Consider the following 22951-nt stretch of genomic DNA (forward strand, 5'->3'; position numbering starts at 1 on the left):
GCTCGCCGAAGCCGGTGCGGACGTGGCCATCTCGGCCCGCACCGCCGCGCAGCTCGACGAGGTCGCCGGCCAGATCCGCGCGCTGGGCCGCCGGTGCGTCACCGTCCCCGCGGACCTGTCGGACCTCTCGGCCGTCACCGCGCTGGCCGAGACCGCCGCCGCCGAACTGGGCGGCATCGACATCGTGGTCAACAATGTCGGCGGCACCATGCCCAACACCTTCCTCACCAGCACCCCCGAGTTCCTGGAGGAGGCGTTCCGTTTCAACGTGTCCACCGCGCACGCCCTCACCCAGGCCGCGGTGCCGCACATGCTGAAGAGCGGCGGCGGCTCGGTGGTGAACATCTCCTCGCGCATGGGCATCAGTCCGGGCCGCGGCTTCCTGGCCTACGGCACCGCCAAGGCCGCGCTCGCGCACTGGACCAAACTGGCCGCCGCCGACCTGTCCCCGCGCATCCGGGTGAACGCCATCGCGGTCGGCTCGGTGCTCACCTCGGCGCTGGAAGTCGTTGCGCAGCAGCCGGAGATCAAGCGGCAGATGGAGGACGCCACCCCGCTGCACCGGCTCGGCGAGCCGTGGGAGATCGCCGCCGCCATCGTCTACCTGAGCTCCCGCGCGGGCGGCTACATCACCGGCAAGGTGCTCGAGGTGGACGGCGGCATCGACCGCCCCAACCTGGACCTGCCCATCCCCGATCTGTGATCCGCCGCGCCCCAGGAGTTTTCCATGACCTACCGCGTAGTCCAGTGGAGCACAGGCAATGTCGGCCGCCGCGCCCTGCGCTCCATCATCAACCGCCCGGAACTCGAACTGGTCGGCGTCTGGGTGTCCAGTGCCGAGAAGGCCGGCAAGGACGCCGGTGAACTGGCCGGTCTCGACCGCGAGACCGGTGTCCTCGCCACCAGGGACGCCGAGGCCCTGCTGGCCTTGAAGCCCGACTGCATCGTCCACACCGCCATGGCCGACGACCGCCTGATGGAGGCCGTCGAGGATCTGAAGACCTTCCTCCGCGCCGGCATCAATGTCGTCTCCAGCAGCCCCGTCTTCCTCCAATTCCCTTACGGCACTCTCCCCGACGAGGCTATCGCCCCCATCGTCGAGGCCGCCGAGGAGGGCGGCGCGTCCCTCTGGGTGAACGGCATCGACCCCGGCTGGGCCAACGACTGGCTGCCGCTCCTGCTGTCCAGCGGCTCCGAACGCATCGACCGGGTCATCTGCTCGGAGATCATGGACTATTCGACCTACGACAACCCGAAGGTCGTCTTCGACATCATGGGTTTCGGCAGCAAGCTCGACGATCTCCCCTTGCTCCTGCAGCCCGGCATCCTCACCCTCGCCTGGGGCAGCGTCATCCGTCAGCTCGCCGCCGCCCTCGACATCGAACTCGACGCGGTGACACAGCATTTCGAGCGCCTCCCCGCGACCGAACCGATCCGCATCGGCGCCCACACCATCGCGGAAGGCACCGCCGCCGCCCTCCGCTTCCAGATCCACGGCATCCGCGACGGCCGCGAGATCCTCACCCTCGAACACGTCACCCGCCTCCACCCGGGCCTGGCCCCCGACTGGCCCCAACCCGCCGGATCCGGTTGCTACCGAGTGGAAATCAAGGGCGAACCCGACTACCTCCTCGACCTCCAGCTCTACAGCGACGGCGACCACGCCGAAGCGGGCGTGGTCGGCACCGCGGCCCGCCTGGTCAGCGCCGTCCCCGCCGTGGTCCAAGCCCGCCCGGGCCTGCTGACCGCGATTGACCTCCCCTTGACCACCGGCCGCGGCCTGGTGTCCTGACCCTCACCACACCCGATACGGCACCGTGGCGGCGTATCCGCTCGTCCGATCCGCCACCACGGTCAGCCGCAACCGCCACTCCCCCGCCAGGGGCACCCGCACCGGCCTCGACACGAAGTATTCCGGCCCCAGCTCGACCGGCTCGACCCGCCGGAACGGCACCTCCACCGGCCCGATCCCGCCGTCCGCCCGCTCCAGCCGCCCGCTCACCTCGAGCGCCCCGACCGGTGTCCCCGCCGCATCCCGCAGCCGCACGGTGATCTCCTGCCGCCCGGCGTGCGTCCCGTCCACACTGATCGCGGCCGTCAGCGACCCGACCCGCGCCTGAAAACTCGCGGGCGGATCGTAGGTCTCCCGCGCCGGAGCGACCCCGGTCAGCAGCGCGGTGACGACGAGCACCGCGACCTGGGCCGCCAGCTCGGCCCGCACCACCCACGACGCATCCGACGCGGATCGAGTCGCGACCGGACGCCGCCCCGCCCCGGCCCGCGCTCGACCCCCGATGCCGCGTGCCACCACCGCGGCACCGACCGCCACCGCCACCAACACCAACTTCGCCGACAACAGCAGCCCCCACGACGTACTCCACAGCGCGGCAAGAGGACTCACCGCCCGCCAGCTCTGGAACACCCCGCTGACCGCCAATACCGCTACGGCCCCGGCCGCCACCGGCCCGAACCGGCCCACCACCTCATTCCGCCGCGACGTCCGCCACGCCAACCCGACCAACAGCACTCCGCCGACCCACACCGCCATCGCGACCAGGTGCAGCACCGCGGAAATCACCGCGGCCCAGCGGTACTCACCCGCCATGACGTGCCCGGACAACGCCGTGGCCGACAACACCACCCCGCCCGCGACGTCCGCCCAGGGGACCGACACGCCGATCCGACTGCGCACCAAGCCATTCCGCGTGGTGCGAACGACCCCGACCGGCGAGGCCGGCGGCGGACTCTGCCGCGCGGCCCGCACGAGCGCTATCGCCCCGACCGCCCTGACCAGCAACACCGTGCCGGCGAAAGAGGTCGCCGACTGCGACCAGACCCGGCCTTCCGCCCACCCCGCCGCACCGGCGAGCCGGCCCGGTGTGGTGGCGAAGGTCAGCAGTGCGGCGATGGCGGTGGTGGCCGCGCCGATACGGATCACCTGGGCGACAGCGCTAGTCCGGACGGCATCCGGCCACACCATTCGCGCCGCGAGCGGAAGGCCCACGGCCAGCGCGATTCCCAGGTAGCCGAGCGCGGTCAGCAGCCGCACCACCGTGTCCAGCACGGCGATCAACGGGTCGGGTGGGGTGGCGGTGACGGTCAGGTCCGGCGGTACGCCGATACCGAAGACGGTTGAGCCCGCCACCACATGCCCGTCGGCCGACAACAGCGACCAGCCCAGCAGATAGGTCCCGTTCCGCACACCCGGGCGTAGCGGCAGCACGATGGTGCGGCCGCCCGCCGTGCTCTCGGTCGCGCCGGTGTCGGCGCGTTCGCCGTCCCGGTCGGTAACGGTGACCGCGTTCGGCGCCGCGGTCACCGCTTCGTCGAAGGTGATCGACACCCGATCGGGTGCGGGTTCGACCATCGCCCCGTATCCGGGATCGCTGCCGACCAGTACCGCGTGCGCGGAAGCCGGTGCGGCCGTGAGGATCAGCGCGGCCGATACCGTCCCGAGCGCCACCAGGAGCGCGGTCGCCGATCGCCGCGCGGCGCGGGGCCACCGCGTCGCCGTCATCTCTCGGGACGCAGGCGCCGCAGCCGGGGCGCGGCGACCAGGGCCAGCGCACCGATGGCGACCACCAGGGCCGCTTCGGCCAGCCGGCGTGACGCCTTGCCATCGTGGCGGACGGTGTCGGCCGGCGCGGCGGCGGGCGACTGGTGCGTGTCGCCGTGTGCGGCAGCCAGTTTCAGCACCGGCGCGGGCTTGTCCGGGGTGGTGCCGTCGGAGGATCGTTCGATCCAGGAGACCGAGGTCCCGTCGCTGTAGCTCTGGATGGTCGGGAACACCAGTTCGCCGGTGTGCGGTAGCGGACCCACCTGCAACTTGAACTCCCCGAATTCGCCCGGCCGGATGGCGACGCCGTCCCGCGCGGTGAACGTGACGCTGGAGACGTAGTCGGAGACCTTGCCGCCGTGCCCGTTGTCGACGGGCGTGGCCAGGGTGGTGCGCCGCTGCGTCACCTCCCAGCCCGCGACGGCCTCGTTGCGCACCACCGCGAGCGGATGATCCGGCGGCAGCGTGATTTCCAGCTTGACCGTGCCCGCGGTGGCCGATTCGGTCGGCACCCGTACGGTCACCACCGCGAATCCGCCGGGTTCGGCCTCCGGCGCGCTGATCCCGACGTGCGCGCCGGCTGTTCCGGCCCCGGTCAGTCCGAGTCCGGCGACGACCGCCGCGAGAGCGGTCCAGCGTGCGAATGTCATTGTGTTCCCTCTTGTTCCGGGTTCTCGGTGAGACGCGCCCGGCCGACCACGGCGACGATCCGGCCCTCCCGGGCGATGACCACCGGATCGGATTGCCCGGCGATGCGCGCGAGCGCCCGGCCGAGCGGCTCGGTCGTGCCCGCGATCGGCAGCGGCGACGCGAGGTGCGCGGTCACCGGATCGGTGCCCGGCGCGGTCGCCAGCTCGGCGGCCCGGACGGCGCCGAGAATTTCGGCGACCACCGTCGGCCCGGTCGTCTCCCGGTGCAGGACGACCGGCAGCGCGTGCCGGCCGCCCAGCAACTGGCGGGCCGCGGCCACGGTCAGCCCGGACGGGACCGCCGCGACCTCGCCCGGTTCCAGCTCGCCGAGCACGTCGCCGACCGTTGGTCCGGTGGCGGTCGAGGTCAGCGGAAATCCCAGGCTGCCCAGCCACTCATCGTTGTAGTACTTCGACAGATAGGCCCGCCCGGAATCCGGTGCGACGACCACCACCACATCGTCGGGCCCCAGCGTCCGCGCCGTGCGCAGCGCCGCCGCGACGGCCGTCCCCGAGGACCCGCCCAGCAGCAGCCCTTCCTCCTTCGCGAGGCGATGCAGCAGCCGAATCGCCTCGACGTCGGGTATCCGTTCGATACCGTCCACCACTTCCCGGCGATAGGACTGCGGCCATTCGTCGACCGCGGTCTCCGGATGCAGGAAATGCCCGACCGCCTCGACGTACCAGATCCGGCCGTCGCCGCCGCCGTACACCGAGGTCTCCGGGTCGGCCCCGATCACCCGGACCGTCCCACCCGACGCCTGCTTCAGGTATTCGCCGGTCCCGGTGATGGTCCCGCCGGTCCCGACCCCCGCCACGAAATGCGTGACGCGGCCGCCGGTTTGGGCCCAGATCTCGGGACCGGTGGTGGTCCGGTGCGCTTCCGGATTCGCGGGATTGTCGTACTGCCCGGCGAACCAGGCCCCGGGGATCTCGGCGGTCAGCCGCAGCGCGACCGAGCGCAGGTGCTCGGGGTGGTCGACCGGCCGCAGCCCGGGCGTCTCGTGCACCTCCGCGCCGTGCGCGCGCAGCAGCGCCTTCTTCTCCGCGCTCACCCGGTCCGGCACCACCACCACGGTCCGATACCCGCGCGCCGCCGCCAGCGCGGCCAGCCCGAGCCCGGTATTGCCGGAGCTGGCCTCGACCACGGTCCCGCCGGGCCCCAGCTCACCGCTGCGCTCGGCGGCCAGCAGCATCCCGAGCGCGGCTCGATCCTTCACGCTGCCACCGGGATTCAGATACTCGAGCTTCACGTACACGGTGGCCGCGCTACCGTCGGTGACCCGGTTGAGCCGGACCAGCGGCGTATGGCCGATGGCCTCGGCGACCGAGTCGAAGACGCCCGCGGCCTGTGCGGTGCTAGCGGTCATGCGGCGGCCCTGCCTGTCTCGCCGAGCGCGGTGAACAGCTCTCGGCGCAGTCGAAGATATTCGGGGTCATCGTGGTCGCGCGGGCGCGGCAGGTCGATCGCCAAGTCCCGCACCACTTTTCCGGGGCGCGGCGTGAACACCACCACCCGGTCGGCCAACCGCAGCGCCTCGTCCACATCGTGGGTGACCAGCACCGCGGTGAACCGGTCACGCTCCCACAGCCGGGCGATCTCGCCCTGCAGCGTGGCGCGGGTGAGCGCGTCGAGCTTGCCCAGCGGCTCATCCAGCAGGAACAGCCGCGGCCGGTTGACCAGCGCTCGCGCCAGCGCCACCCGCTGCGCCATACCGCCCGACAGCTGAGCCGGGTAGGTGTCCCGGAAGCCCTGCAATCCCACCAGTTCCAGCGCCTCGGCGACCCGATCCCGCTCGGCGGCCAACGTGCCGCGCGCCTGCGGGCCGAGCGCCACATTCTGCTCGACGGTGCGCCATGGGTACAGGGTCGGATCCTGGAACATCAAGGCGCGGTGCGGATCCGGAGCCGTGATGAGCTCCCCGTCCGCACGCACGGCGCCCCTGGACGGCCGGTCCAGCCCCGCCAGCAACCGCAGCAGGGTCGATTTCCCGCATCCGGACGGCCCGAGCAGGGCCACGAACTGCCCCGGCTCGACCCGCAGCGAGATGTCGGTCAGCACCCGCAGCCGCCCCAGCTCCTGCGCCCGGGTGGGCTCCGGTGCGGGCTTGCCCAGCAGCCGGTCCAGGACGGTGCGCTTGCGCGCCCCCGCCACGGTGAACTGATGCGACACGCTCTCGATATCGATCGCGATCCCGTCGCTCACCATCGCACCAGATCCTTCTGCCAGGCCAGCGCGCGATTGCGCAACCGGAGCAGTCCGACGATCGCGGTGCAGCACACCACGATCATGATCACGATCGCCGCGTACATGCGCGGATACGCGGCCCAGCCCTTGGTCCACTGGATGTACCAGCCGAGCCCGTTCTTCACCCCGAGCAGTTCCGCCACCGCCAGCGCGGTCAGCGACGCGCACAAACCCATGAACAGGCCGGTGAAGATGCTCGGCAGCGCACCCGGCACCGCCACCCGCCAGATCAGGAAGCGGTCGGACGCGCCCAAAGTCTGCGCCACATCGAAATAGTCCCGCGCCACGCCGGACACGCCGACCCGGGTCAGGAACGACACCGGGAACCACACACCCAGCGCCACCATGAACACGCTGCCCAGATAGGTGCTCGGGAACAGGATGAACACCAGCGGCAGAATCGTCGCGGGCGGCACCGGCCCGAGCGTCAGCAACACCGGATGCGTCCAGTACGCAACGCTTTTCGACCAACCGGTGGCGATGCCGGTGAACAGCCCCGTCACCGCGCCCAGCGTGAAGCCGGTGATCAGCAGCATCAGTGAATGCCAGGTGCAGGACAGCAGCAGCCGGCCGTCCTCGTAGAACACCAGCAGCATCTGCTGCGGCGACGCGAAGTGCGGCGGTTCCAGCCAGCCGGTCTTGGCGGTACTGAACTCCCACACCAGAATCCACGCGGCCACCGCCCCGATCCATGGCGTCCAGTGCCGCAGCGCCACCGTCGCGGCCCGGCTGCGATAGGCCACGAGCGCCCAGCCGGTCGCGCCGAGTGTGATCGCGGTGAACAGTATTCCGGCTGCCGTCGGGGCGGCCGCGGTCAGTCTGTCGGGCACCGCCAGCGTCACCGCGGCCGTCAGCGCCCACAACGACCAGGCCGTCACGAACCCGAGGGTCGGCTGATATCGCGCCGGTGCGACCGGTTTCGCCGCGGCGGCAACGGTTTCCGCCGGAGCGATCGCTACCACGTCAACCCCAGATCCGCGTACACCTTGTCGGCCAGCGCCCGCGCGTCGGTCTTGCGATCCAGATAACCCGTCTTGGCGAACTTCTCGATGCCGGGCGTGATCTCCGGCTTGAACTTCACCGCGGACGGGTTGTAGCCGTAGGTCTTCAGCGTCGATTCGACGATTGTCAGATCCGCTGCCACGTATTTGTGGTCCACCTCGAGGACCGCGGTCTGCGGCAGATTCGCGCCGACCCAGCGACTCCCCTCGGCCCAGGCCGTGACCAGCGCCCGCGCCGTCTCGGGATCCTCGCGCAACAGCCGCCCGTTGACGGCGGTCGCACAGCAGAACAGTTCCCGGTTCGCGCCCCGCTGATTGTTGGTGAGCTCACGCGCCTTGCCCTTCAGGGTCGGCAGCAGCGCGTTCGGGTCACTGCCCGCGACCGCCTGGATCTCCCCGCGGGCCAGCGCGTCGCCCAGCTGATCACCGGGAAACACCCGCCATTCCACGTCCTGAGCGGGGTTGATCCCCGCATCCAGCAGATCCAGCGAGAAGAACGACATGGACGAATCGCCGATCGCCGCCACCCCGATGGTCTTGTTCCGCAGCTCCGCCACCGACTTGATCGGGCTGTCGGTGGGCACGATGATGCGCAGGCACCCCTCGTGCAACCCGGCCGCCAGCTTGGCGTCGATCCCCTGCTCGATCGGCTTGAGCCAGGAGAAGAAGATCCCCGGCGCCGCGTCCAGCTTCCCCGCCCCCACGGCGTCCTTGATCTCATCGGCCCCGGTCTTGACCACCTCCACCGTCAGCCCGTGCTTCTCGAAAATCCCCTGGTGCACCGCCGCGAACAGCGGCGCCTCACAGATCCCGCCCCCGAACCCGATCTTCAATGCCCGATGCGCGGGCACCGCCCCCGGCGTCCGCCGCGTGGTCAGCCAGGCCCCCAGCCCGCCCCCGGCCACCACCGTCGCCGCAATCCCCGCCCCCGCGAACAACTTCCGCCGCGACAAGGCCGGGACCTCCAGCTCCGCAGGCGAACCCAAGTCCTCCGACTCGTCCGCCTCGCGCCCCGCGCCACCCAGCTCGTTCTCGTCCGCCATCGTCGCCGCCCTCCGTCGTCGCACCGCACTCCCACACCGTGATTCGATGCCGAGCGCCTCAACGCCAGAGTCGCAAAGCGACCCCCCTGCGAACAGATTTCGAGTCACCACGAACACAAGTACCCGAAACGACAGCAGAGGAGCCGCCGGAAGGAGGAATCGAACCCCCCAACCATTTCATCGGTGCAGGTCACGACTGCTTCATACGGTTCAGCACGGTTGATCACCTGAGTAGGATTCTGATCAGGGCGATCGCAGATGGGGGCATCACGACGACGTTGTCGTCGCGTGACCGAGATGCGGGAGGTGATGATGACCATCGAGACTTACCGAAATGTCACGCGTCAGCTGTTCACCACGTTCGTGCTGGCAGGAGTGGTGATAGCGGTCCCCGCGACGGCGGCTGTGCCCGCAGTGGCCGCGGCGAGTGCGGCGTCCGGCGTCGTACAGGCCGACCGGCCCGCGGGGTGGTCCGGTAATCACGCCGAGCCAGTTCCGCCACCGCCGCCGGTCCCGCCCCACGGCTGCGACAACGAGAACTGCGGAGAGAGCGATGGGGGCGAGAAGACCTGCACCGATCCCAGCGAGACCGGGGACGGCTGCACCGACAACGGCGAACACGGCGGGACCGGGGGCGGACCAGAGGTCGCCGATGCCCGCGGAATCCACGACCCCACGGGCACGTCCGGGAGGTAGCGGAGTGACCATGGGGCCACCGGTGGGATTCGGACCCCGAAACGACCACAGGTGGAGAGCGACAATCGCTCTCCACCTGTTTGTTTGGAGCCGCCTGGGGGAATCGAACCCCCGACCTTTTCATTACGAGTGAAGCGCTCTACCGACTGAGCTAAGGCGGCGTGCCTTCCGGCGGTGCGAGTCTATCGTCTCGGGGCCGGATCGCGAAAACGGGTGGTCGGGTGACCGGGAACACTCCGGGTCAAGCGGAACGGGCCGCCATCAGGGCGGCGACCATGGCGGCGAGGGCGAAACGGGGCTTCACGTTGGTTTCGAGGGCCTCGCGGCAGTCGAGGACGGCCTGGATGGAGAGGAGCAGGCCCTCGGGGCGGATATCGGTGGCCAGTTCGCGGATCTGATCGGCCATATCCGGGTGGGTGAGCGTGACGCCCGAGGAGGAATCGGCGGCGGCCGCGCCGAAACGGACGGCGAGGGCGTCGCGGTAGAGGCCCGCGACATCGATGAGCGAGCGGTCCAGGGCGTCGCGGCCGGTGCGGGTGGCGCGGGACTTCTGGCGCTTCTCCAATTCCTTCAGGGCGCCGGCGGAACCTCGGGTGGCCGAGGCGGTGCCCTTGCCGGTACCGCCCGCGCCGAGCGCGGTGGCCAGCGCGTCGCGTTCCTTCTCGTCGCGCTCGGCGCTGACCAGTTTGGCCTCGTCGTCGGCGGACTTCACGATCTCGTCGGCCGCGGTGTAGGCCGCGGCGGGACGCGCGGTCGCCGCGACCAGGGCCAGAGCCCGGCGACGGCGGGCGCGGGCATCGTCATCGGTGGCCAGCCGCCGGGCCCGGCCGACATGGCCGCCGCTCACCGACGCCGCCCAACCGGCGACCTTGGCGTCCAAGCCATCCCGCTCACGCAGCACCCGGGCGATCGACTCCACCGACGGCGTCGCCAAATGCACGTGGCGGCAGCGGGATCGCAGCGTCACCGAGATGTCCTCCGGATCCACCGACGGCGCGCACAGCAGGAACACCGTGCGCTCCGGCGGCTCCTCCACCACCTTCAGCAGGACATTGCCCGCCGCCTCGGTCAATCGGTCGGCGTCCTCGACCACGACCACCTGCCAGCGGCCGGTGCTCGGGCGCCGCGACGCCACCTGCACGATCTCGCGCATCTCCTTGGTACCGATGCTCAAACCCTCCGGCACCACCCGGCGCACATCGCCGTGAGTGCCGGCCATGGTGGTGGTGCAGGCGTGGCAGCGACCGCACCCGGGCGTCCCCTCGTCCGTGCACTGCAGCGCGGCCGCGAAACACAGCGCCGCCACCGACCGACCGGAACCGGGCGGACCGGTGAACAACCAGGAATGCGTCATGGCCGACGACGATCCGGCCCCACCCCGCGCCGCCACCGCCGCAGCCGTCAACTCGGACTCGACCGCACCCTGGCCGACCAGCCGATCGAAGACACCCGCCACGCCGACCACCTTAGCGGCCACCCCCGACAGCGCCGCCGGGTGTCAGTTCGCGCGCTGATATGTCGTGTTCGCGCCGTCCAGCGCCTCGCGGATGATGTCCGCGTGCCCGGAGTGGTGCGCGATCTCCCGCAGGATGTGCAGCAGGATGTAGCGCACGGTCAGCCACTGCCGCTCCGGCGCCCACGGGGCGGTCGGCGTCGGCACCGAATCCTCGAGGTTCGGTAGCTCACGGATCAGCTTCGCGGTGTGCTCGGCCACCGCCTCCCACTCCGCGAGCAGCCCCGCGACCGTCTGATCAGCGTCCAGCCGGTACTCGGAATCCATTCGGGAGACATCGAATTCGGAGTTCGGGTCCCGCTCGGCCAGGATGGTGGTCCAGTGCCGCTCGACATTCACGCAATGACTGAGCAGCCCGCCGAGCGTGAGTTCGCTGATCGTGGTGCGCTGGCGCGCCTGTTCGTCGTCGATGCCCCGGACAGTGATCCGGAACAGCTCCCGCTGGCTCGCGAGAACCTTGATCAGCTCTTCCCGCTCGTGCTCGACCGTCATCGAATGCCCTTCCGCTGGTGCGCGTTCCGAACAGCACGCTACGGCAGGGCACCGACAATCGCCGGGATTGCGCGGACCCGATCAGGACTGTGCCGAGGCGGCGCTCTTCGTCGCGGCCTTCTTGGCCGGAGTCTTCTTCGCCGCCGCGGCCTTCTTGGTGGTGACGCCGTCGGCCGTCTTGGCCGCCGCCTTCTTCGCCGCCGCCTTCTTGACCACGGTCTTGGCCACGGCCGTCTTCTTGGCCGTGGTCTTCTTCGCCGCCGCCTTCTTGGCCGTCTTCTTCGCGGCCTTCTTCACCGGGCCGCGCGCCCGCCGGTCCGCCAGCAGCTCCGAAGCCCGGGCGTCGGTGATGGATTCGACCTCGTCGCCCTTGCGCAGGCTGGCATTGGTCTCGCCGTCGGTGACGTACGGGCCGAAACGGCCGTCCTTGATCACCATCGGCTTCTCCGACACCGGGTCGACGCCCAGTTCCCGCAGCGGCGGCGCGCTCGCCGCCTGCCCACCGCGCCGCTTGGGCTCGGCGTAGATCTTGAGCGCGTCCTCGAGGGTCACCGTGAAGATCTGGTCCTCACTGGTGAGCGACCGCGAATCGGTGCCCTTCTTCAGGTACGGCCCGTAGCGGCCGTTCTGCGACGTGATCTCGTCCCCGGAGGCCGGGTCGACGCCGACCACACGCGGCAGCGACAGCAGCCGCAACGCCTCGTCCAGCGTCACGCTCTCGACGCTCATGGACTTGAACAGCGAGCCGGTGCGCGGCTTCGGCTTGTCGGCCGCCTTCTTGGTCTTCTTCGCGCCGGTGTCGGCTTCCTCGACCGGCTCGGGCAGGACCTCGGTGACGTACGGGCCGAAACGCCCTTCCTTGGCGACGATCTCGTGCCCGGACACCGGATCCACCCCCAGCGAACGACCCTCCTGCGGCGTCGCGAACAGCTTCTCCGCGACCTCCGCGGTCAGCTCGTCCGGCGGCAGATCGTCGGGCAGGTTGGCGCGCTGCGATACCGGATCCCCGTCCGGGTCATCGGGATTGACGACCATGCGCTCCAGGTACGGCCCGAACTTGCCGACCCGGACCACCACATCGCGGCCCTCGTCGTCGGCGAAGAGCTTGATGGAGTTGACTTCTCGCGCGTCGATGCCGTCGAGCCGTTCGCCCACCATTTTTTTCAGGCCACCCTCGCGCGCGACCGAACCCTGCGCGCCGTGATCGCCACCGAAATAGAAGGAGGACAACCAGTTTCCGCGCTGCTCGCGGCCGCCGGCGATGGCGTCGAGATCGTCCTCCATGGCCGCGGTGAAGTCGAAGTCCACCAGCCGCCCGAAGTGCTCCTCCAGCAGCCCGATCACCGCGAACGCCACCCACGACGGCACCAGCGCGCTACCGCGCTTGTACACGTACCCGCGGTCGAGAATGGTCTTGATGATCGAGGAGTAGGTGGACGGACGGCCGATGCCGAGGTCTTCCAGCGCCTTGATCAGCGAGGCTTCGGTGAAACGCGCGGGCGGATTGGTGGTGTGCCCGTCCGGCAGCAGCTCGATGGCGGTGACGCCCTGGCCCTCGGTCAGCGCGGGCAGCCGCGATTCGGCGTCATCGGACTGGCCGCCCGCCTCCTCGTCGACACTCTCCACGTACGCCTTGAGGAAGCCCGCGAAGGTGATGGTCCGGCCCGAGGCCGAGAACACGCACTCCTCACCGGAATTCGCGACACCGGTGATGCGGACGGTCAGCGTGGTGCCGCGCGCGTCCTGCATCTGCGAGGCCACGGTGCGCTGCCAGATCAGCTCGTACAAACGGAATTCGTCGCCGTCGAGCTTGTTGTGCAGCTGGCCCGGGGTGGCGAAGGTGTCACCGGCGGGACGGATCGCCTCGTGCGCTTCCTGCGCGTTCTTGACCTTGCGCGTGTACTGCCGCGGCGTGGGGCTCACGTACTCCGCGCCGTACAGCTGGGTGGCCTGCGAGCGCGCCGCCTGAATCGCCGACTCCGACAGGGTCGTCGAGTCGGTACGCATATAAGTGATGTAGCCGTTCTCGTACAACCGCTGCGCCACCCGCATGGTGCGCTCGGAGGTGAAACGCAGCTTGCGGCCCGCCTCCTGCTGCAGGGTCGAGGTCATGAACGGCGCGTACGGCTTTCGCGTGTACGGCTTCGACTCGACCGAGGTGACCGCGAGATTCACGCCGTGCAGCGCCTCGGCGAGCCGCTGCGCGTCGTGGGCCCGCAGGACGCGAACGGTCGGTGCGGCCGCGTCGGCGGACTTCAGCTGCCCGTCGGACCCGAAATCCCGACCGGTGGCGACGCGCAAACCGTCGACGGTGACCAGGCGCGCGCCGAAGACCCGCGGGTTCCCGCCGTCCTCGCTGCCGCCGGCGTCCAGCTTGGCCGCGATATCCCAGTACTCCGCGGACCGGAACGCCATGCGCTCCCGCTCGCGCTGCACGATGACGCGGGTCGCCACCGACTGCACGCGGCCCGCCGACAAACGCGGCATGACCTTCTTCCACAGCACCGGCGACACTTCATAGCCGTAGAGCCGGTCCAGGATGCGCCGCGTCTCCTGCGCGTCGACCAGATCCTGGTCCAGTTCCCGGGTGTCGGCGGCGGCCGCGCGAATCGCCGGCTCGGTGATCTCGTGGAACACCATGCGCCGGACCGGCACCTTGGGCTTGAGGGTTTCGAGCAGATGCCAGGCGATGGCCTCGCCCTCGCGGTCGGGGTCGGTGGCGAGGTAGAGCTCGTCGGCGTCGGCCAGCAGGCTCTTCAGCTCACTGACCTTCCCCTTCTTTTCGGGGCTGACAACATAGATGGGCTCGAAATCATGATCGACGTCGACGCCGAGCCGCGCCCACTGCTGTCCTTTGTATTTGGCGGGCACATCCGCCGCGCCGCGCGGCAGGTCCCGAATGTGGCCGACCGACGCCTCCACCACATAACCGCGGCCCAGATACGGGGCGATCTTCTTGGCCTTCGTCGGCGACTCGACGATCACGAGACGACGCAGGGAACGGCCCTGGTCGGGCGCTGCCTCGGGGTTCGGCGCTGCACCGCGGTCTCGTGTTGCCACCGGCGAACACACCTTTCGTCTCGATCCGCGCCGGAGCTTGGTGTACGCGCCCTACGCGGCTGGGGCAAAGCGGCTGCGATGTCCGATATCGCTGCCAGCAACGTTTATACCGTGTTCAAAGGCCGCGGCTGGTGCGCGGCGACGATGTAGCCCCTGATCGTGATCGAGTGTAATGGGTCAAGATATGGGTCGTCCCCCACCGCCGGGGGCGATGGGGGACGGAACCTTAGGGGTTGACTCGCTCGTCAGAGCGCGCGAACACCGGTGGCCTGCGGGCCCTTGGTGCCCTGGCCAACCTCGAACTCGACCTTCTGGTTCTCCTCGAGGGTGCGGAAGCCCGACCCCTGGATCTCGGAGTAGTGGACGAAGACGTCAGCGGAGCCGTCCTCGGGCGCGATGAAGCCGAACCCCTTCTCCGCGTTGAACCACTTCACAGTTCCCTGTGCCATTCTGTTCCTTCTCTTTCCATACCGGAACGGCGGACAACTGGGTTCATCCACCGGGTCCGTTGAGACCGCTGTACTCTGTTCCCCCTGCAGGAAAGCACCTAGTACACCGTTCGCAACATCGATCCTGCTGATGGTTTGGACTTTCGATCCGTTCCCTCGAACACAGAAGCTTGCGACCAGGGACCAGTGAACCATGTCTTCGGGCAATTCAACAGCGGAGTTACCCACAATTTGCAAAAAAGTTGATCTTGCGAATGCGCAGGTGAGGGGCATAATGCCCAAATCCGTACTTGAAGTTGGTTTGCTTCCGGATAACAGAGCGAGCATCTGGCAAACCGGGTGTGAGGCAGGTCGCTACCCTGTAGTGAAATGGCAGGTAGAGCGGCGGACGCACACACGTTTCGCACCCCTTCGGCGTGTCGCGATGGCGCTTCGATGATTGATCGAGATCCGGCGCCGCGATCCGGAGACGCGAGCGACATCAGCTACGGGAGATCGTTGCTGAATCGTGTCCTAAACAGTCCTGTTTCAGGTGACTCCCGCCTCACTCATGTTCGTGAGCTACCACCGCGTGCGGCCCAGGTCACGAAATGGGCCGAATGGATATCTCCCGATGTCATCGCCGCAGTTCAGACGGCCGGGATCACGGAGCCGTGGAGCCACCAGAGCCGGGCCGCGGACCTCGCCGCGGCGGGCCGGCACGTGGTGGTGTCGACCGGAACGGCGTCTGGAAAGTCGCTGGCATACCAGCTGCCGGTGCTGACCGCGCTGCGGGAGGACCCCCGGGCCACCGCGCTGTATCTCGCCCCGACCAAAGCGCTGGGAGCCGACCAGCTGCGCATGGTCAACGAGCTGACCAGCGAAGATCCGCTGCGCAGCATCCATCCCGCGCCCTACGACGGCGACACGCCGGCGGAGATCCGGCAGTGGGTGCGAGCGCACGCGCGCTGGGTCTTCACCAATCCGGACATGCTGCACGTCGGCATGTTGCGCTCGCATCAGCGCTGGGCGCGGCTGTTTCGCCAGCTCAGGTACATCGTGGTCGACGAATGCCATATCTACCGCGGGGTTTTCGGCTCGCACGTGGCGCTGGTGCTGCGCCGGCTCCGGCGACTCGCCGAGCGGTACGGGGCCGATCCGGTCTTCGTGCTGTGCTCGGCGACGGCCGCCGACCCCGCCGCCACCGCCGAGAAACTCATCGGCGCACCGTGTGTCGCGGTCACCGAGGACGGGTCGCCGCAGGGGGCGCGGACCGTGGCGCTGTGGGAGCCGCCCCTCGTCGGCAGCGGCGTGACCGGGGAAAACGGTGCGGCCCTGCGGCGTTCGGCCGGGGCCGAAGCGGCCACCGTGATGGCCGATCTGGTCGCCGAGGGCGCCCGCACCCTGACCTTCGTGCGGTCCCGGCGGGGCGCGGAGCTCATCGCCATGGATACCCGGCGCCTGCTCGCCGAGGTGGACGCGGGGCTTCCCGGGCGTGTCGCGGCCTATCGGGCCGGATATCTGGCCGAGGACCGGCGCGCCCTGGAAGCGGCCCTGTCGGAGGGCGCGCTGCTGGGCGCCGCCACCACGAACGCCCTGGAACTGGGCGTGGACATCGCCGGACTGGACGCCGTCGTGGTGGCGGGATACCCGGGGACGGTCGCCTCGTTCTGGCAGCAGGCCGGACGTGCCGGACGCCGCACGCAGGGATCGTTGGTGCTGCTCATCGCCCGTGACGACCCACTGGACACCTACCTCGTGCACCACCCGGAAGCGCTGCTCGGGCGGCCGTTGGAAGCGACCATCACCGACCCGCACAATCCGTACGTGCTCGGGCCGCACCTGCTGTGCGCGGCGTTGGAACAGCCGCTCAGCGACACTGAAGTACATGCCTTCCAGGCCTGGGAACTGCTGTCCGACCTGGCCGAACAGGGTCTGATCCGGCGCCGGGCGGGCGTGGCCCGGGACGGCTCGGCGCGCTGGTTCGTGACGGCTGACGCGCACCCGCACGACGCGGTGGACGTGCGCGGCGGCATCGGCACCGCGATCGCCGTGGTGGACGTCGAATCGGGGCGCATGCTCGGCACCACCGACGCCGGGCGCGCCCCCGCGACCCTGCACCCGGGCGCGGTGCACCTGCATCAGGGCGAGAGCTACGTGGTCGACGAGCTGGACCTGGCGGAGGGCGTCGCCCTGGTGCACGCCGACACGCCGGGGTGGAGCACCAGCGCGCGGGCGGTCACCACGCTGGAGATCGAGGCGGTCACCGAGGAACGCCGATACGGCTCGGTCACAACGGCATTGGCCCGGGTGCTGGTCACCCGTCAGGTCGTCGGCTACCTGCGCAGACTGCCCAGCGGCGAGGTGCTGGACCTGATCCCGCTGGACCTGCCCGCCCAGACCCTGCCCACCCGGGCGGTGTACTACACCGTCACCCCGGACCTGCTGGCCCGGGCCGGGATCGACGCGCGACACGCTGCGGGCGCGCTACACGCCGCCGAGCACGCCGCCATCGGCATGCTGCCGCTGGTCGCCACCTGCGATCGATGGGACATCGGCGGAGTGTCGACGGCCGAACATGCCGATACCGGCTTGCCGACAGTATTCGTCTACGACGGCCACCCGGGCGGGGCCGGATTCGCCGAGCGCGGGTTCCTGCGGCTGCGACACTGGCTGACCGCCACGCTCGGCGTGATCGACTCCTGTGGCTGCACGGCCGGGTGCCCGTCCTGCGTGCAGTCACCCAAGTGCGGGAACGGCAACAATCCCCTGGACAAGGCCGGGGCGGCCCGGCTGCTACGGGCGGTTCTGGCCGATCTGGGCGAAGGTGACGACGGCGCCTCCGAACCGTGACCCCGCCGTCGCCGCGGTGAGACCGGAGCGCCATCCGACCAACCGGTCGGGTCGTCAACTGGCTGATATCGGGCCGAATCCGGATGCTGAAGGGTGGCGACGACACGCCGGGAGGTCAAGTCGATTAAAAAGGGATGTCATCCTGTTAACTGAGGGGTTGCTCCACTCGAATATGTCACTCGCCGATTTACCTGTGCATTCATTCGAATGAGTCTCGGGGAACGAATTGCAATGCAATCGACACCTCAGCAATTCGCCTAAAGCATTCATCGAATTTCCGCATTGATCGACCACCGATGTGGCCCGCGCCATCACATTTTTAACCAACCGCTCGGTACGAGATATCCCCTCGCAACCCCAGGTCATCCCCCGGACCCGCGCGAGCGGCCGCTCGGACCTCCCGCTCCCCCAGCGGCCCGAGCGACACCCGCCCGACGACCGTCACCGTCACGTCCCATCCCCGGGCCACACACCCGGCGGCCCGGACACCCATGCGGTCCGTGATCTCCGCGGCCCGGCGACACGCCGCGGCCACGCCGCCGTCGAGGGCGCCGGCCGCGGCGAGCGCGCCCAGATCCGCGGCGGCCTGCACCCGATGCCGGGCCGTCACCGCCACCCCGACCTGCGCGACCAGGATCGTCACCGCGAACAGGGCGATCAGTGCCAGGCACGCGGTCACCGTCACCCCGCCCGAATCCCGCGCCGCGCGATCCCGTTGCCCGCGGTTCATGGCGACTCCCCCGGTTCCCGGGCCGCGACCGCGGCCGCGTGCAGCGCGACCGGGACCAGCGTCGCGTGGGCGCTGACCTCGGCCACCACCAGTTCACCCTCGGAGCGGACGATGATCCGGGCATCGGCCGGCGCCAGCCGCCGAGCGGTCGCGATGCCCGCGTCGGTCTCACCGCGGGCGGCGAGCCGGGCCGCCTCACGGGCGGCGTCGACACAGCGCACCTGCGCCGACACCGCCAGCAGGGCACCCACAGCGAGAATCACGACCGCGACCAGCGCGGCCAGCGCGATAGCCGCCTCAACGGTCGCCATCCCAGCCTCGACATGATCGAGTGGTGTGGCATACGTCACTTGACGGAAGTCTTCAGGGCTCGGTCGATGATCGCGGTCAGGGCGCTCACGATGCTGTTCCCGGTGACCACGGTGTAGAGCACCGCGCCGAAGGCCGCGGCGGCGATGGTGCCGATCGCGTACTCGGCGGTGCTCATGCCGGAGTCGGCGGTCAATACGCGCAGCAGTCTGGCGCGCAGTTCCCAGCACAGGTGTCGGACGGTCGTTCCCACGGTCGCTCCCTCCCTCATCGCGGCGCGGTCGTTCCGCGCCGGCACAGTCGTCGGCGGTCACAGCAGAGCCCCGTCCAGCACCCGGCCCGCCAGGCCCAGCACCACCGGGACGATGCCCAGGCAGACGAAGGCGGGCAGGAAGCAGAGACCGAGCGGGCCGCCGATCAGCACCCCGGCCCGTTCGGCGCGGGCGGCGGCGGCATCCTCGAGCTCGCCGCGGCGGCGTTCGGCCAATTCGGTGACGGCGGTGGCCAATCCGGTCCCCGCGCGTGCCGATCGGCGGGCCATCCGGGCCAGGGCCGCCACCGCGTCGTCGGCGACGCCCGCGGTGGCCTGGGCCCAGGCGCTCGCCGGATCCGCACCCAGCACCAGCAGATCGGAGGCCCGGCGCAGGGTCGAGGCCAATGGCTCGGGCGACTCGGCGGCCACCGCGGCGGCGGCCAGAGCGGTGGGCAGCCCGGCCCGCAGACAGGCGGCGAGCAGATCGAGCGCCGACGCGACGCCCAGCAGGTCCGGATCGGCCGGGAAGACCGAGGACACCGGCGGTCCCGTTGGCCTGGCGTGGCGCATCCAGCGCAGCCGGCGCACCGCCCCGACCCGTCCCGGCAAGATCAGCAGGGCGAGAGCCGCCAGCACCGCGGCGGCCGGAGTCATCGCAGCACCTTGCCCGCGATGGCGTCGGACCACAGCAGACCGGCGCAGGTGAGGGCGGAACCCAACGGCAGCAAGGCCGTTCCCGCCGGGGACAGGAACAGCACCCGCAGCGGGGCCGCTCCCATCAGCTGTCCCAGACCGATACCGAGGACCGGCAGCAGGGCCAGCACGACCGCTGTCGCCCGGGCGCCGGCCAGTGCCGCGGCGGTGCGGTCCCGGAACCGCTTGCGGCCCAGCAGATCCAGGCGTGCCGCCGTGAGCAGCTCGGCCAGCGCGAGACCGTGTCGCTCCGCCACCCGCCAGGCCCCGGCTACCCGGGACAATTCCGGCGCCACCACGGAATCGGGTCGGCGCAGGCCCTCCGACCCGGACCCACCCAGTCGGCTCCGTGCGGAACTGACCGCGAACGCCCTGGCCACCTCCCCTTCGGTTTCGGTGGCCGCCACGGCGGCCGCCGCGCTCGGATGCGCGCCGATACGCAGTTCGCCGATCACCGCCTCCAATCCCTCCAGCAGCTGCGTCGTGGCGGCGGCCCGCGATCGCTCCCGGTGGGCGCGGCGATAGCGGACCAAGAGGGTCGCGGAAGCCAGCATCGCGGCCAGCACCGGCCCTGGACCCGCGAACAGAAGAAGGGGCGCACCCGCGAACGCAAACACCCGAACGGCCCAGGTGCACTGACTCTTTCGAGTACCCGCGGGTCGATCGAACAACCTACTCATCCGTCGTCGAGCGACAGGCAGTGGCAGCAAAATCAGTGCGAATGCGACACACGCCAGTGCGGAAGCACGCGCGTCGGTGACGGCCGACATCAGTTGCCTTCGTTCAACGACGCAGCCGAGTCCTCGTGCACCCCAGTCGAATTCTTGTTGGCGCAACGACCGCACCCGGTGGGCCACGCCAAGGTGAGGCCCGGGAAGCGCGAGCCATGCACTCCGAATGGATTGCAGCACGGTGCATTACCCGTGGGCACCGGGTACGTCTTCGCCAAGCTGACCCGCGGAACCGCACCCGGCCACGGGCACCCGCACGAACCTGAACACTCGTCACCCGCGGAAATCATCAGGAGTCCTTTCGTCGAGCAGGGTCAACAGGGCGGACGCCGCCGGGGCCGGACGATCGTCGGCCGTCCACGCGGGGACGAACCGCACTCGGCCGCGGTCGGCGGTGACCAGGCCGATCTCGCGGAGCGTGCGGCGGCCGCCGGGATGCCGGTGGACGTGCAGGATCACCTGGATCGCCGCCGCCAGCTGGCTGTGCAGGGCAGCCGCCGGCAGGCCGCCGAGGGCGGCCAGCGCCTCCAGACGGGCCGGGACCTCGCCGGGCGAGTTCGCGTGCACCGTGCCCGCCCCGCCATCGTGGCCGGTGTTCAGGGCGGTCAGGAGGTCCACGACCTCCGCGCCGCGAACCTCGCCGACGACAATGCGGTCGGGGCGCATGCGGAGCGCCTGCCGCACCAGGTCGCGCACCGTGACCTGGCCTGCGCCTTCGACATTGGCGGGCCTGGCCACCAGCCGGACCACGTGCGGGTGCGGCGGCGCGAGCTCGGCCGCGTCCTCGACGCAGACGATGCGCTCGGCCGGATCGACCTCGGCCAGCAGGCTCGACAGCAGGGTTGTCTTGCCCGACCCGGTGCCGCCCACCACCAGGAAGGCGAGCCGAGCACGAATGATGCGCTCCAGCAGCGACTTCGCGTCGGAGTTCACCGCTCCGGCCGCCTCGAGGGCTGCCAAGCTCAGGGTCGCGGGCCGCAGCACGCGCAGGGACAGACAGGTGCCGCCGTATGCGATCGGCGAGAGCACCGCGTGCAATCGGACGCCGAACGAATGTCCCTGTGCCGCACCGATTCCCGGCAGCCGCCCGTCCACCCACGGCTGTGCGTCGTCCAGCCTGCGCCCGGCCGCCAGTGCGAGCCGTTGGGCCAGCCGCCGCACCGCCGCCTCGTCCGGGAACCGGATCGACGTGCGGCGCAGGCCGCGCCCGCGATCCACCCACACCGACTCCGGTCCGGTGACCAGCACATCGGCGACATCGGGATCGTGCAGCAGTGGCTCCAGCACCCCGGCTCCGGTCATCTCGGTCTGCAGCATGCGCAGGGCGCGCAACAGATCCGTATCGGCCAGCACCCCGCCTGCCTCGGCCCGGATGGCCGCCGCCACCCGAGCCGGATCCGGATCGGCGGCCCCGTCGGCGAGCCGTTCGCGCACCCGCTCCAGCAGTTCCGTGGTCACCAGCTCACTCATCGCGCACCTCCACATCGAACGCGAGCCACCGGCACCCCGGCCCGGACCCGATACGGCAGTAGGTCATCCGCCCGGCGGTCGACCGCGCGTGCGACAGCGGACCCCCGCCCGACGCGTGTGAGGCGCGCGCATCCGGCCAGATGCCCACGAGTACCCGCCGCAAACGGCAACGCCCGCACCCCGGCGTCATCGGCCCACCGGCGCTGCCGCCCGCGACCCCACGTGGGCGCCCCGCGCCCGCGCGAGGCTCCACCAGAACGGGCCCGGATGCCGGGCGGCACGATCCTGGCCGGGACCACCGGTGAACAGAGCCGTCAGCGCGGATTCGGCGGCGGTGCGGAGCGGACCTCGACGGCGCACGGTGAGGCCACCCCGTTCCAGGCGCTCGGTCAGTCCCGGCTGCGAAGGAACGGCCGACAGCAGCGGCAGCGCGAGGGTCTCCGCGATATCCGTGGGCGCGAGGCCGCCGGGGGCCGGACCCCGGATGATCAAGCGCACCTGCGGGTTTCGGGCCTTCAGGTAGGCCGCGGCGGCTTCCGCAGCGGCGATCGAACGCAACCGCGCCTGCGTCACCAGCACCACCAGGTCGGCCAGATCGAGAACTTCCTCGGTGTGCGGGCCATGGTCACTGGACAGGTCGGCGACCACCAGATCACCGGCCGCGCGACCGCCCTCCAGGACGGCGCGCACCGCCGCCGGTGCCAGTGGCGAATTCACCCCGCCACCATCCGCCCACGCGCCGAGCTCTCTCGTTCCGTCCGGGCCGGGGCCGAGTTCGGTTGCTACCGCGGAGGTTCCGGAGGGATCGGCCATAACGCCGCGATCCACGGCACAGTCCTCCGCACCGAGTTCCCCTGCGGGAGCGGCTCTTCCGCAGGAGAGGACCGCCAGGCCCGAGGTGGTGGGCAGCGCCTCGTGCAGCGCCGGCGCCGAGACCCGGCCGTGTTCGATGGTGAGGTCGGGCCAGCGCAGGCCCGCGTGCTTCTCCAGACCGAGCAGCAGATCGAGACCGCCGCCGTAAGGCGCGCAGTCGACGAGCAGGGTGCGGTCGCGGAAACGCCCTGCGGCGGTGAGGGCTACGGCGGCGGCGAGCGATCGCGCAGATCTATCTCGATCAGACCGGGCGCGACCCGGTGGCGCTGCGGTATTGGCACGTCCTCGGCCTGTGGAAGGTGGCGATCATCGC

The 22951-nt window shown here is 70.4% G+C and carries 21 protein-coding genes and 1 tRNA gene; 4 read left to right on the forward strand and 18 right to left on the reverse strand.

The annotated features are described in order from the left end of the window. Positions 1–703, forward strand: a 703-nt coding sequence (locus tag ACWELJ_RS25125; protein ID WP_452368587.1) for an SDR family oxidoreductase, incomplete at its 5' end; no start/stop codon positions are given. A 24-nt stretch (positions 704–727) separates the two neighbouring features. Continuing rightward, a complete protein-coding gene (locus ACWELJ_RS25130) occupies positions 728–1792 on the forward strand; it encodes an NAD(P)H-dependent amine dehydrogenase family protein (RefSeq protein WP_452368588.1) in 1065 nt (354 codons plus the stop codon). 3 nt (positions 1793–1795) lie between these two features. Here ACWELJ_RS25130 and ACWELJ_RS25135 read toward each other — a convergent pair whose 3' ends face one another. From ACWELJ_RS25135 to ACWELJ_RS25160, 6 genes are all read right to left on the reverse strand, one after another. Then, the gene (locus tag ACWELJ_RS25135; RefSeq protein WP_452368589.1) at positions 1796–3517 is read right to left on the reverse strand and encodes a copper resistance CopC/CopD family protein; all 1722 of its coding nucleotides are present in this window, start codon (positions 3515–3517) and stop codon (positions 1796–1798) included. Continuing rightward, the gene (locus ACWELJ_RS25140) at positions 3514–4206 is read right to left on the reverse strand and encodes a YcnI family copper-binding membrane protein (protein WP_452368590.1); all 693 of its coding nucleotides are present in this window, start codon (positions 4204–4206) and stop codon (positions 3514–3516) included. The genes ACWELJ_RS25135 and ACWELJ_RS25140 overlap by 4 nt, the downstream gene beginning before the upstream one ends. Continuing rightward, on the reverse strand, positions 4203–5615 hold the full coding sequence (locus ACWELJ_RS25145; protein ID WP_452368591.1) for a PLP-dependent cysteine synthase family protein: 1413 nt from the start codon (positions 5613–5615) through the stop codon (positions 4203–4205). Before ACWELJ_RS25145 ends, ACWELJ_RS25140 begins: the two co-directional genes overlap by 4 nt. Then, positions 5612–6454, reverse strand: coding sequence for an ABC transporter ATP-binding protein (locus ACWELJ_RS25150; protein ID WP_452368592.1), 843 nt, complete (start codon positions 6452–6454; stop codon positions 5612–5614). The genes ACWELJ_RS25145 and ACWELJ_RS25150 overlap by 4 nt, the downstream gene beginning before the upstream one ends. After that, positions 6448–7371 carry an ABC transporter permease gene (locus tag ACWELJ_RS25155; protein ID WP_452368593.1) on the reverse strand — a complete coding sequence of 308 codons (924 nt, stop codon included), beginning with the start codon at positions 7369–7371 and terminating at the stop codon, positions 6448–6450. The genes ACWELJ_RS25150 and ACWELJ_RS25155 overlap by 7 nt, the downstream gene beginning before the upstream one ends. A 77-nt stretch (positions 7372–7448) precedes the next feature. Next, positions 7449–8537, reverse strand: coding sequence for an ABC transporter substrate-binding protein (locus ACWELJ_RS25160; RefSeq protein ID WP_452368594.1), 1089 nt, complete (start codon positions 8535–8537; stop codon positions 7449–7451). A gap of 288 nt (positions 8538–8825) precedes the next feature. Here ACWELJ_RS25160 and ACWELJ_RS25165 point away from each other — a divergent pair, with 288 nt between their 5' ends. Further along, positions 8826–9233, forward strand: coding sequence for a hypothetical protein (locus tag ACWELJ_RS25165; RefSeq protein ID WP_452368595.1), 408 nt, complete (start codon positions 8826–8828; stop codon positions 9231–9233). A gap of 85 nt (positions 9234–9318) precedes the next feature. Here ACWELJ_RS25165 and ACWELJ_RS25170 read toward each other — a convergent pair. The 5 genes from ACWELJ_RS25170 to ACWELJ_RS25190 all read right to left on the reverse strand — a co-directional run bounded on the left by ACWELJ_RS25170 (position 9319) and on the right by ACWELJ_RS25190 (position 14747). Further along, positions 9319–9394: transfer RNA gene (locus ACWELJ_RS25170), tRNA-Thr, on the reverse strand. Positions 9395–9474: 80 nt separating this feature from the next. Further along, positions 9475–10689 (reverse strand): DNA polymerase III subunit delta', encoded by a 1215-nt coding sequence (locus tag ACWELJ_RS25175; RefSeq protein ID WP_452368596.1) that lies wholly within the window; start codon positions 10687–10689, stop codon positions 9475–9477. A 42-nt stretch (positions 10690–10731) separates the two neighbouring features. Then, positions 10732–11238 (reverse strand): DinB family protein, encoded by a 507-nt coding sequence (locus ACWELJ_RS25180; RefSeq protein ID WP_452368597.1) that lies wholly within the window; start codon positions 11236–11238, stop codon positions 10732–10734. 81 nt (positions 11239–11319) lie between these two features. Next, positions 11320–14223, reverse strand: a complete 2904-nt coding sequence (topA, locus tag ACWELJ_RS25185; RefSeq protein WP_452368606.1) for a type I DNA topoisomerase — start codon at positions 14221–14223, stop codon at positions 11320–11322. A 320-nt stretch (positions 14224–14543) separates the two neighbouring features. Next, positions 14544–14747: a cold-shock protein gene (locus tag ACWELJ_RS25190; protein WP_029925108.1), complete on the reverse strand. Its 204-nt coding sequence runs from the start codon at positions 14745–14747 to the stop codon at positions 14544–14546. A gap of 435 nt (positions 14748–15182) precedes the next feature. Between ACWELJ_RS25190 and ACWELJ_RS25195 the strand changes: the two genes are divergently transcribed. Beyond that, on the forward strand, positions 15183–17579 hold the full coding sequence (locus ACWELJ_RS25195) for a DEAD/DEAH box helicase (RefSeq protein ID WP_452368598.1): 2397 nt from the start codon (positions 15183–15185) through the stop codon (positions 17577–17579). 319 nt (positions 17580–17898) lie between these two features. Here ACWELJ_RS25195 and ACWELJ_RS25200 read toward each other — a convergent pair whose 3' ends face one another. From ACWELJ_RS25200 to ACWELJ_RS25230, 7 genes are all read right to left on the reverse strand, one after another. Then, complete coding sequence (locus tag ACWELJ_RS25200; RefSeq protein WP_452368599.1) at positions 17899–18309, reverse strand: Rv3654c family TadE-like protein; 411 nt, start codon at positions 18307–18309, stop codon at positions 17899–17901. Then, a complete protein-coding gene (locus tag ACWELJ_RS25205) occupies positions 18306–18620 on the reverse strand; it encodes a TadE family type IV pilus minor pilin (protein WP_452368600.1) in 315 nt (104 codons plus the stop codon). Before ACWELJ_RS25205 ends, ACWELJ_RS25200 begins: the two co-directional genes overlap by 4 nt. 35 nt (positions 18621–18655) lie before the next feature. Further along, the gene (locus ACWELJ_RS25210; RefSeq protein WP_452368601.1) at positions 18656–18889 is read right to left on the reverse strand and encodes a DUF4244 domain-containing protein; all 234 of its coding nucleotides are present in this window, start codon (positions 18887–18889) and stop codon (positions 18656–18658) included. A 39-nt stretch (positions 18890–18928) separates the two neighbouring features. Continuing rightward, positions 18929–19525, reverse strand: a complete 597-nt coding sequence (locus ACWELJ_RS25215) for a type II secretion system F family protein (protein ID WP_452368602.1) — start codon at positions 19523–19525, stop codon at positions 18929–18931. Further along, entirely contained in the window at positions 19522–20118 is a 597-nt protein-coding gene (locus tag ACWELJ_RS25220; protein WP_452368603.1) for a type II secretion system F family protein, read from the reverse strand. Before ACWELJ_RS25220 ends, ACWELJ_RS25215 begins: the two co-directional genes overlap by 4 nt. A gap of 450 nt (positions 20119–20568) precedes the next feature. Next, entirely contained in the window at positions 20569–21765 is a 1197-nt protein-coding gene (locus ACWELJ_RS25225) for a TadA family conjugal transfer-associated ATPase (protein WP_452368604.1), read from the reverse strand. Positions 21766–21951: 186 nt separating this feature from the next. Next, positions 21952–22482 (reverse strand): hypothetical protein, encoded by a 531-nt coding sequence (locus ACWELJ_RS25230; RefSeq protein WP_452368605.1) that lies wholly within the window; start codon positions 22480–22482, stop codon positions 21952–21954. Between the last annotated feature and the right edge of the window lie 469 nt (positions 22483–22951).

It is taken from the genome of Nocardia sp. NPDC004582 (genome assembly GCF_053602115.1).

Bases quoted from the DNA above. Each gene is read 5' to 3' on its own strand.
- ACWELJ_RS25150 (WP_452368592.1), bottom strand. From the start codon at position 6,454: ATGGTGAGCGACGGGATCGCGATCGATATCGAGAGCGTGTCGCATCAG.
- ACWELJ_RS25190 (WP_029925108.1), bottom strand. From the start codon at position 14,747: ATGGCACAGGGAACTGTGAAGTGGTTCAACGCGGAGAAGGGGTTCGGC.
- ACWELJ_RS25160 (WP_452368594.1), bottom strand. From the start codon at position 8,537: ATGGCGGACGAGAACGAGCTGGGTGGCGCGGGGCGCGAGGCGGACGAG.
- ACWELJ_RS25195 (WP_452368598.1), top strand. From the start codon at position 15,183: ATGATTGATCGAGATCCGGCGCCGCGATCCGGAGACGCGAGCGACATC.
- ACWELJ_RS25180 (WP_452368597.1), bottom strand. From the start codon at position 11,238: ATGACGGTCGAGCACGAGCGGGAAGAGCTGATCAAGGTTCTCGCGAGC.
- ACWELJ_RS25135 (WP_452368589.1), bottom strand. From the start codon at position 3,517: ATGACGGCGACGCGGTGGCCCCGCGCCGCGCGGCGATCGGCGACCGCG.
- ACWELJ_RS25225 (WP_452368604.1), bottom strand. From the start codon at position 21,765: ATGAGTGAGCTGGTGACCACGGAACTGCTGGAGCGGGTGCGCGAACGG.
- ACWELJ_RS25145 (WP_452368591.1), bottom strand. From the start codon at position 5,615: ATGACCGCTAGCACCGCACAGGCCGCGGGCGTCTTCGACTCGGTCGCC.
- ACWELJ_RS25200 (WP_452368599.1), bottom strand. From the start codon at position 18,309: ATGAACCGCGGGCAACGGGATCGCGCGGCGCGGGATTCGGGCGGGGTG.
- ACWELJ_RS25215 (WP_452368602.1), bottom strand. From the start codon at position 19,525: ATGACTCCGGCCGCCGCGGTGCTGGCGGCTCTCGCCCTGCTGATCTTG.
- ACWELJ_RS25210 (WP_452368601.1), bottom strand. From the start codon at position 18,889: ATGAGGGAGGGAGCGACCGTGGGAACGACCGTCCGACACCTGTGCTGG.
- ACWELJ_RS25220 (WP_452368603.1), bottom strand. From the start codon at position 20,118: ATGCTGGCTTCCGCGACCCTCTTGGTCCGCTATCGCCGCGCCCACCGG.
- ACWELJ_RS25130 (WP_452368588.1), top strand. From the start codon at position 728: ATGACCTACCGCGTAGTCCAGTGGAGCACAGGCAATGTCGGCCGCCGC.
- ACWELJ_RS25205 (WP_452368600.1), bottom strand. From the start codon at position 18,620: ATGGCGACCGTTGAGGCGGCTATCGCGCTGGCCGCGCTGGTCGCGGTC.
- ACWELJ_RS25140 (WP_452368590.1), bottom strand. From the start codon at position 4,206: ATGACATTCGCACGCTGGACCGCTCTCGCGGCGGTCGTCGCCGGACTC.